Annotated in this window: 9 protein-coding genes; 4 read left to right on the top strand and 5 right to left on the bottom strand. The window is 60.2% G+C overall.

The features are described 5' to 3' along the window. The first annotated feature begins 61 nt into the window (after positions 1-61). Together AC1D2P_RS18520 and AC1D2P_RS18515 are read left to right on the top strand one after the other, a co-directional pair. Positions 62-1,174, top strand: a complete 1,113-nt coding sequence (locus AC1D2P_RS18520; protein WP_477757460.1) for a succinylglutamate desuccinylase/aspartoacylase family protein — start codon at positions 62-64, stop codon at positions 1,172-1,174. Positions 1,175-1,378: 204 nt separating this feature from the next. Then, positions 1,379-2,095, top strand: coding sequence for an alpha/beta hydrolase (locus AC1D2P_RS18515; protein WP_477757461.1), 717 nt, complete (start codon positions 1,379-1,381; stop codon positions 2,093-2,095). Positions 2,096-2,098: 3 nt separating this feature from the next. Here AC1D2P_RS18515 and AC1D2P_RS18510 read toward each other — a convergent pair whose 3' ends face one another. From AC1D2P_RS18510 to AC1D2P_RS18490, 5 genes are all read right to left on the bottom strand, one after another. Beyond that, positions 2,099-2,668, bottom strand: a complete 570-nt coding sequence (locus AC1D2P_RS18510; protein WP_109784555.1) for a DcrB/PsbP domain-containing protein — start codon at positions 2,666-2,668, stop codon at positions 2,099-2,101. 78 nt (positions 2,669-2,746) lie between these two features. After that, complete coding sequence (locus tag AC1D2P_RS18505) at positions 2,747-3,073, bottom strand: putative quinol monooxygenase (RefSeq protein WP_477757462.1); 327 nt, start codon at positions 3,071-3,073, stop codon at positions 2,747-2,749. 31 nt (positions 3,074-3,104) lie between these two features. Continuing rightward, positions 3,105-3,776 (bottom strand): glutathione S-transferase family protein, encoded by a 672-nt coding sequence (locus AC1D2P_RS18500; RefSeq protein ID WP_460163753.1) that lies wholly within the window; start codon positions 3,774-3,776, stop codon positions 3,105-3,107. A gap of 84 nt (positions 3,777-3,860) precedes the next feature. Continuing rightward, complete coding sequence (gene yddG, locus AC1D2P_RS18495; RefSeq protein WP_223524549.1) at positions 3,861-4,778, bottom strand: aromatic amino acid exporter YddG; 918 nt, start codon at positions 4,776-4,778, stop codon at positions 3,861-3,863. A 58-nt stretch (positions 4,779-4,836) separates the two neighbouring features. Continuing rightward, a complete protein-coding gene (locus AC1D2P_RS18490; RefSeq protein WP_046027782.1) occupies positions 4,837-5,631 on the bottom strand; it encodes a hypothetical protein in 795 nt (264 codons plus the stop codon). A 168-nt stretch (positions 5,632-5,799) separates the two neighbouring features. Between AC1D2P_RS18490 and AC1D2P_RS18485 the strand changes: the two genes are divergently transcribed. Then, on the top strand, positions 5,800-6,330 hold the full coding sequence (locus AC1D2P_RS18485; RefSeq protein ID WP_223524552.1) for a chalcone isomerase family protein: 531 nt from the start codon (positions 5,800-5,802) through the stop codon (positions 6,328-6,330). A 57-nt stretch (positions 6,331-6,387) separates the two neighbouring features. Next, positions 6,388-7,707 (top strand): Nramp family divalent metal transporter, encoded by a 1,320-nt coding sequence (locus tag AC1D2P_RS18480; protein ID WP_046027778.1) that lies wholly within the window; start codon positions 6,388-6,390, stop codon positions 7,705-7,707. Positions 7,708-7,811: the final 104 nt, after the last annotated feature.

Raw genomic sequence — 7,811 nt, 5'->3', positions numbered from 1 at the left:
GCTATCGCGAGCAAGCTCGCTCCCACAGGGGATCTCACCGTTCAGGCATCAGGAGTTCACCATGCAACGCATTGACCATTCACTGCCCTGGAGCCACCTGGGCACCGAACGTACCCTCAGCGTGTTTCGTTACGGCGCGGGCACGCGCAAGGTCTACATCCAGGCCAGCCTGCATGCGGATGAACTGCCAGGCATGCGTACGGCATGGGAGCTGAAAAAGCGCCTGGCCGAACTCGAAACCCAGGGGCAGTTGCAGGGCGTGATCGAACTGGTGCCGGTGGCCAATCCGATTGGTCTGGACCAGCACCTGCAAGGCAGCCATATGGGCCGTTTTGAACTGGGCAGCGGTAAAAATTTCAACCGTTCGTTCGTGGAACTCGGCGCACCCGTGGCTGAGCTGATCGGCGACCGGTTGGGCAACGATGCGCAGGCCAACATCGCGCTGATCCGCCAGGCCATGGGCCAGGTGCTCGACGGTTTGCCAGCACCCGCCTCGCAGCTGGAAGCCATGCATCGCTTGCTATTGCGCCATGCGTGCGATGCCGACATCACCCTCGATCTGCATTGCGATTTCGATGCGGCGATTCATATTTATGCGTTGCCGCAGCACTGGCCGCAGTGGCAATCCCTGGCGGCACGGTTGAAGGCCGGCGTGGCATTGTTGTGTGAAGATTCCGGCGGCAGCTCGTTCGATGAATCGTGTTCGTCGCCGTGGTTGCGCCTGGCGCGAGCGTTTCCTGAGGCGGCGATTCCACCGGCCAATCTGGCGACCACGCTGGAGCTGGGCAGCATGGGCGACACCCGCGTCGATCAGGCTCAAGCCAATTGCGAGGCCATCTTGGGTTTCCTCGCCGAGCAGGGCTTCATCAAAGGCGAATGGCCGGCAGCACCGGACGAGTGCTGTGAAGGCATGCCGTTCGAGGGCACCCAATACCTGTTTGCGCCGCATCACGGGGTGGTCAGTTTCCTGCGCGAGGCCGGTGAGTGGGTGGCGCAGGGCGATGCCCTGTTTGAAGTGGTTGATCCACTGCAAGACAAGGTCACGACGGTGCATGCCGGAACCAGCGGTGTGTTGTTTGCGATTGATCGCGGGCGCTATACCCAGCCGGGCACGTGGCAGGCGAAAGTGGCGGGACGGGAACCGATTCGGGTTGGGAAACTGATCAACGACTGAAGTCTTTCGTTGTTCTTGAGGGCCTCATCGCGAGCAAGCTCGGCTCCTACCGAGGATGGGTGTTGTACACACCTTTGTGTTGCAACAAAGACATCTGTGGGAGCCGGGCTTGCCCGCGATGGGGCCATCAGCAACACCTGATCTATCAGGTGGCCGCAGTGCTACGCTTACCCCGGAAACCCTGCACCCTCTGGAGGTAGGCTTATGTTGAAATTTCTCGCCCTGTTGGCGCTGCTGGCATCCGCCACGGTCCATGCACAAACCACGCTGCAAACCGATCTGCCGCTCAACTACCAGGAACAGACCACCGCGGATTCAAGCCATCAGCCACTGGTGATTTTCATCCACGGTTACGGCAGTAACGAGCAGGACCTGTTCGGCATCAAGGATGATCTGCCTGCCACCTACACTTACCTGTCGGTGCGTGCGCCAATGACGTTGGAAGAGGGCAGTTACCAGTGGTTTCGCCAGAAGGGCGAGGGCGCTTATAACGGCCATACCGACGACTTGAAAACCGCCGGCCAGATCCTGCTGGATTTCATCGCACGCGCCGCAAAAAAATATCACACCGAACCGCAGAAGGTGTACCTGGTGGGTTTTAGCCAGGGCGCGATCATGTCTTACGAGGTGGGGTTGCGTCATCCCGAAGCAGTCGGCGGGATTGCGGCGTTGAGCGGACGGATTTTGCCGGTGCTCGAATCCGAACTGAAACCCGATGAAAAACTCCAGAAACTGGCCATTTTCATTACTCATGGCACTGAGGATGACATCCTGCCGTACAAGGATGGCACTGACGCCGAGAGCCTGTTGCAGAAACTCTCACTCAAGCCCGAGTTTCATGCCTACGAAGGGCTCGGCCACACCATCAGTGCAACCGAGATCGAGGATTTGAACGCCTGGTTGCAGCGCCTCAACCCTTGACGCTTACTTGCTGACGATCTGTTTGATCAACGTCTCATGCGCGGCCATGTCGCCCGGACGGGAAATGACCTGAACCACGGCCATGCGGTTGCCGGACGCGGCCATCAGTGTGGTGTTGAGGGTCATGCCACCGCCCTGTGTGGCCGTGCTGTCAACCTGGCGAAGCCCCAGCCCGGTACCTCTTTGCGTCAGGCTTTTTTCGCTGAGCTTGTTGAAGTCCGGCAGGGCGTTGCGTTGTGATGCGTCGAAATCGGCGACCGTACCGTCGAGAAACGCACCGTCGTTGTCGGTGACGCTGACGTCTTTCGGCAGGTTGTTTTCAGCGGTGATCACCACGGTTTTGGTGGTTTCGTTGGTGTACATGGTGCCGCTCGCGCCGGTCGGGCTGGACGGCAGGGTGTTGGCGGTAAAGCCTTTGGGCAGGGTGAAGGTGAACTTGCCGCCCAGCATCGAGACTTTCTGAGCCGGCTCGTTATTGCTGGCAGGGGCCTTGGCCGCCTGTGCATGCAACGCGCCCAGACTGGCAACCGCGGTCAGCAACAGGACAGCGGTTTTTTTACTCAACAGTGACATGCAAAAACTCCAGGGATGATCGCGCTTTGACGGCGATCATCCCATGGACGTTGTAAAGCATTCCAGCGCGGTGTCGGTTTACACCTCGCGGCGCGACGGATAGCTGCGGATCACTTCCAGAAACTCGATCCGACGCTCCTTGGCCAACAAGTCCGGCAATAGCTTTTCGTATTCCTGGCGATACGGTTTGCTCAGGTGACGCGCGATGAAGTCTTCCTTGCTGCAGTTCCAGGTTTCGTAGAGCACCAGGGTGTTCGGTTCGTCCTGCAACTGGTGGACCCAGGTGTTGACGAAGTCTGGCTCGGCGGACATCTGGTGCACCACGTCCAGCAGCCGCTCTTTGGTTTCGGTGAACCGTTCGGGTTTGGCCGGCAGGTAAACGATAAACGCGACGTGATCACTCATTTCATCACCCTCGAATGCCGTAATTGGTGGATTAAGCCTGGTTCTGCGGGAACAGGTTGCGACGGGTTTCTTCGTCGAACTCAGCCTTCAATACCAGTTTTTCTTTCAGGCCGTGGGCTCGCTGCGCGGCCGGGCGGGCACTGATTTCATCGAACAGGCGCTTGACGTTCGGGTATGCCGCCAGGCCGTTCTCGCCAAGGATGTACGGTGCGTAATTGGCCCAACCCCAGAGCGCCATGTCGGCGATGCTGTAAGTGTCGCCGGCCAGGTATTGATGATCGGCCAGACGCTGGTCGAGTACGCGGTAGTGACGCTCGACTTCTTTCAAGTAGCGGTTCTTGGCATAAGGCAGGTCTTCGGGGGCGTGGTGCAGGAAGTGCACGGCTTGCCCCGAGAATGGCGACAGGCCGGTCGCGATGAACATCAGCCACGACAGCAGTTCGGCATTGCCGGCCGCGGTGGTCGGCAGGAAGCGTTGATGTTTTTGCGCCAGGTGCAACAGGATCGCCTGGGAGTCGAATACAGTGGCGTCGCCGTCAACCAGTGCGGGCACCTTGGCGTTCGGGTTGATCGCCAAAAAGGCTGGCAGGTGTTGTTCGCCTTTGAAGGTGTCGACGCCGATCAATTCATAAGGCGTTTGCAACTCTTCGAGCAGCAGGGCCACTTTCATCGGGTTAGGCGAAGGGTGGAAAAAGAATTTCATGGTGTAGGCCTCAGTCAGTGATGGGGGGTGAACTGAGGTTGATGTTGCGGGAAACCTGTTCGATTGACGTGCGAGGTTGTTGCTCTACTCGTGCGAAGTGATCGAACGTGTTGCAGGGCTTTTGTCGGTGGCTTGCCACGTGGCAATCACCGCCCCGGCAATAATCAGCAGCGCCGGAATGATCAGGGTCGGCCCGGCATAACCATGGCCAACGACGATCAGCAGCAGGGTCGACATCAATGGCGCCAGATAGGACAAGGCCCCCAGCGTCGCCAGGTGGCCGTGTTTGGTGGCGTGGTCCCAGGCAAAAAACGCCAGGCCTGCCGGTCCCAGGCCGAGGACAATAATGGCGACCCATTGCGCCGAGTCGGGCCTCACGGTGGTTTCGAAGGCCAGGTGACAAACCAGCCCCGCAGCCGCGGACATGCCACAGATGCCGCCGATAATGCTGCTCGGGACTTCACTGAAGCGGCGGTTGAACACCGAGTATCCAGCCCAGATCAACGCACAACCGAACGCCGCCAGATACCCGGCCAAGGGCATTGCGCCAGCGGTGTGCGTCGCGCGTTGCTGCATGATGAACGCCGTGCCCGCCAGGCCCAGCAAGGCGCCGAGCACTTGGCGCTTGTGCAGCTTTTCTCCGGCGGCGAACGCCGACAGCAGCACCAGCAACAGCGGCCACAGGTAGTTGATCAGGCTGGCTTCGGCCGCCGGTGCGACCTTGAGCGCAAAAAAATACAGCGCGTGATAAACGAAAATCCCGACGAAGCCAGAGGCCCATACCGCCCAGGGTTGGCGCCAGCTATTGAAACCGGCCACCCCGCGGCGCCCCAGAATGATCAGGCTCGCGGCAAACGCGACGCCGAAACTCAGGGTCAGCAGTTCAAAGGGTGGAATGCCTTCGGTCAGGGTGGTCAGCAGCGCAAGACAAGACCAGAGGAAGATCGCAATCACGCCGACGGCCGTCGCCGGTCCGGCATTGCGCACGCGAGACTGAGTCATGTCTGTTCCTTCAGCGCATAGGGGCGGGCAACATCCTTGCCCGATGACTCGTTGGAGCTTAGTCCTTGATCGCTGTTCGTCCAGCGCCCGACGTCGCGCCGACCGGCCGCGCCAGCAAGCGTTTGGTCACGGCCAGCATGGCGACCGACACGGCAACGCCCAGCACAAAAGCGTTGAGCCCCATGTGCGGCAACGCCAACGACAACACCAGGCAAAACGCCGCGAACGAATACATGCCCGTGGCCGTCGCTCGCAGCAACGCCGCTGTGAACGCCGGGCCTCGGGTTTGCTGGGAAAACACCGCCATCACGCTGCCCAATACCGGGAAAACCGCGAGCAGGCCGCTCCAGCGGTCACCGACGGTGCTGGCCAGGAAGGTGACGATCAAGGTGAGCAGGGCGCCGGCAATCATCCGCAGGATCAGTTTGTCGGACTTGGGTGCCGGGCCGCTGGTCAAGGGCTTCACGGTCGGGAACAGGTACGGTGCGGCGAGCAGCGCGGTCGCGGCGGCGCACACGGAGAACAGCAGGGACGCAGGGATCAGCGCCAGTACCATCGCCACCCCCATCCAGACTGACAGTGAAACCGTCAACGCCAACGGCCATCCGGTCCGTTGGGCGACCTGGGCATAGGTCACGCAGAAGGCAATCATCGCGAACATCGCCGACAACGCCGCCGTGGCCGATTGCGCGGCGAACGCTTCACCTTGTTCGAGGGCGAGGAACAGCAGAATGGGCCCGACCACCACCGGCAATCCCGACAGCCAACCGGCCACGCTTGGCCCCCAGCGTTTACCGGCCAGTGAAATCAGCAGCAGAAATCCCGGGATCACCAGCAGTTTGAGGATCAACACGCGCACATCTCCGATCAGGGTGAGGTGGCAACGGTAACATTGCATGCAGTAGATTGCGCTACGGATAGGGTGATTTTGTATACAAAAATAAGAGCACCGAAAATTGTACGAAACCCGCTTTTACACATACGTTTTATCAAGGCATTCCTCGAGGGGGGCGAGCTCAGCATGAACCGCCAACAATCATCACTGCGCCATGGTCTTTGGCTGCTGGCACTGCTCGGTTGCCAGGCGCTGGCTAATTGGCAGGAGGCGTTACCCGGTGCGCAGCTCATTGGCAGCGGCGAGTTTCGCAAGTACGGTTTTGACGTCTACAGTGCGCGGCTCTGGAGCGTGGAGCGACCGTTCTCCAGTGATAAGCCGTTTGCCCTTGAGCTGATTTACCAGCGCTCGATCTCCCGCGAGCAGTTGGTGCAAGCGACCGTCAAGGAAATCAAGCGAGTCTGCGGCGATACGGTCAGTGCCGAGCAGTTGGCGGCGTGGCAGGCACTGATGCAGCAGTCGTTCATCGATGTGCAGCCCGGCACGCGATTGACCGGCGTCTATCTGCCAGGGCAGGGCGCGCGTTTTTTTGTCGGTCAGCAATTGTTGCGTGAAGTGAACGACCCGCAATTCGCCCGGGCGTTTTTCGCGATCTGGTTCGACCCGCACACGAGCAATCCCGAGTTGCGCCAGCAGTTGCTGGGCGTTGTCCCGTAAAGTTTGCGATGATCTGCGCGCGACCCCGCGCCTTACCACCTGTTGATGGATCATCGTGTGAAATTCAGTTTGCCGAAAACCGCTACTGCGCCGTTTTGCCCGCCAGAGGTGGCGGGCTCCGTCCCGGTCGACCCTCGTGCGTCATTCTTCAAACGTGTGTTGCGCTTTGCCGGCCCAGGCTTGCTGGTGTCCATCGGTTACATGGACCCCGGCAATTGGGCGACCGCCATCGAAGCCGGTTCGCGGTTTGGTTACAGCCTGTTGTTTGTGGTGCTGCTGGCGAGCCTGGCCGGGATGGCGGTGCAGTGTTTGTGTTCGCGGCTGGGCATTGCCACCGGGCGCGACCTGGCGCAGTTGTCCCGTGAGCGCTACAGCACCCGTACTGCGCGAACTCAATGGGTGTTGGCGGAAATCTCTATCATCGCCACCGACCTCGCTGAAGTGCTCGGCTGCGCGCTGGCGTTCCATCTGTTGCTGGGGTGTTCGCTGACGTTTGGCATCGCACTGACCGCGTTCGACACGCTGCTGGTGCTGGCCCTGCAAAACCGTGGTTTCCGTCGACTGGAAGCGATCATGCTGGTGCTGGTGAGCACCATCGGCGTGTGTTTTTTTGTCGAACTGTTGCTGATCAAACCCTACTGGCCGGAAGTCGCCCGAGGGTTCACACCGTCACTGTCCGCCATCAGCGAGGCCGCGCCGCTGTATTTGGCGATCGGTATTCTCGGGGCCACGGTGATGCCGCATAACCTGTATTTGCACACATCCATCGTACAAACCCGGTTGATTGGCAAGGACCTGGCCAGCAAGCAGGATGCGGTGAAACTGGCGCGCATCGACACCATCGGCTCGCTGGCGTTGGCGTTGCTGGTCAACGCGGCGATCCTGATTCTCGCGGCGGCCGCATTCCACAAGACCGGGCATACCGATGTCGTGGACATTCAGGATGCCTATCACCTGCTGGACCCGTTGGTCGGCGGGGCGATGGCCAGTGTACTGTTCGGCGTGGCGTTGCTGGCATCGGGGCAGAGTTCGACCTTTACCGGGACCATCGCCGGGCAGGTGATCATGGAAGGCTTTCTGAACCTGCGGATTCCGTGCTGGCAACGACGCTTGATCACCCGTGGGCTGGCGTTGATCCCGGCGTTCATCGGGGTCTGGCTGATGGGGGATGATGCGATCGGCAAGCTGCTGGTGTTGAGCCAGGTGGTGTTGAGTTTGCAATTGCCATTTGCGTTGTACCCGCTGATTCGCATGACCAGTGATCACAAATTGATGGGGCCGTTTGTGAATCGGTGGCCGACGCGGGTGTTGGTGTGGGGGCTGTTTGCGGTGATCAGTGGGGCGAATAGCTGGTTGATCTTCCAGTTTCTGGCCTGACGCTGATCGTTCCCACGCTCTGCGTGGGAATACCTCAACGGACGCTCCGCGTTCGGCTCTGGATGGGACGCGGAGCGTCCCGGGCTGCATTCCCACGCAGAGCG

This window comes from Pseudomonas sp. P1_F1_2, from assembly GCF_056405815.1.
The sequence above is the reverse complement of the archived record's forward strand: the minus strand, read 5'-3'. Positions and strand labels throughout refer to the sequence as shown.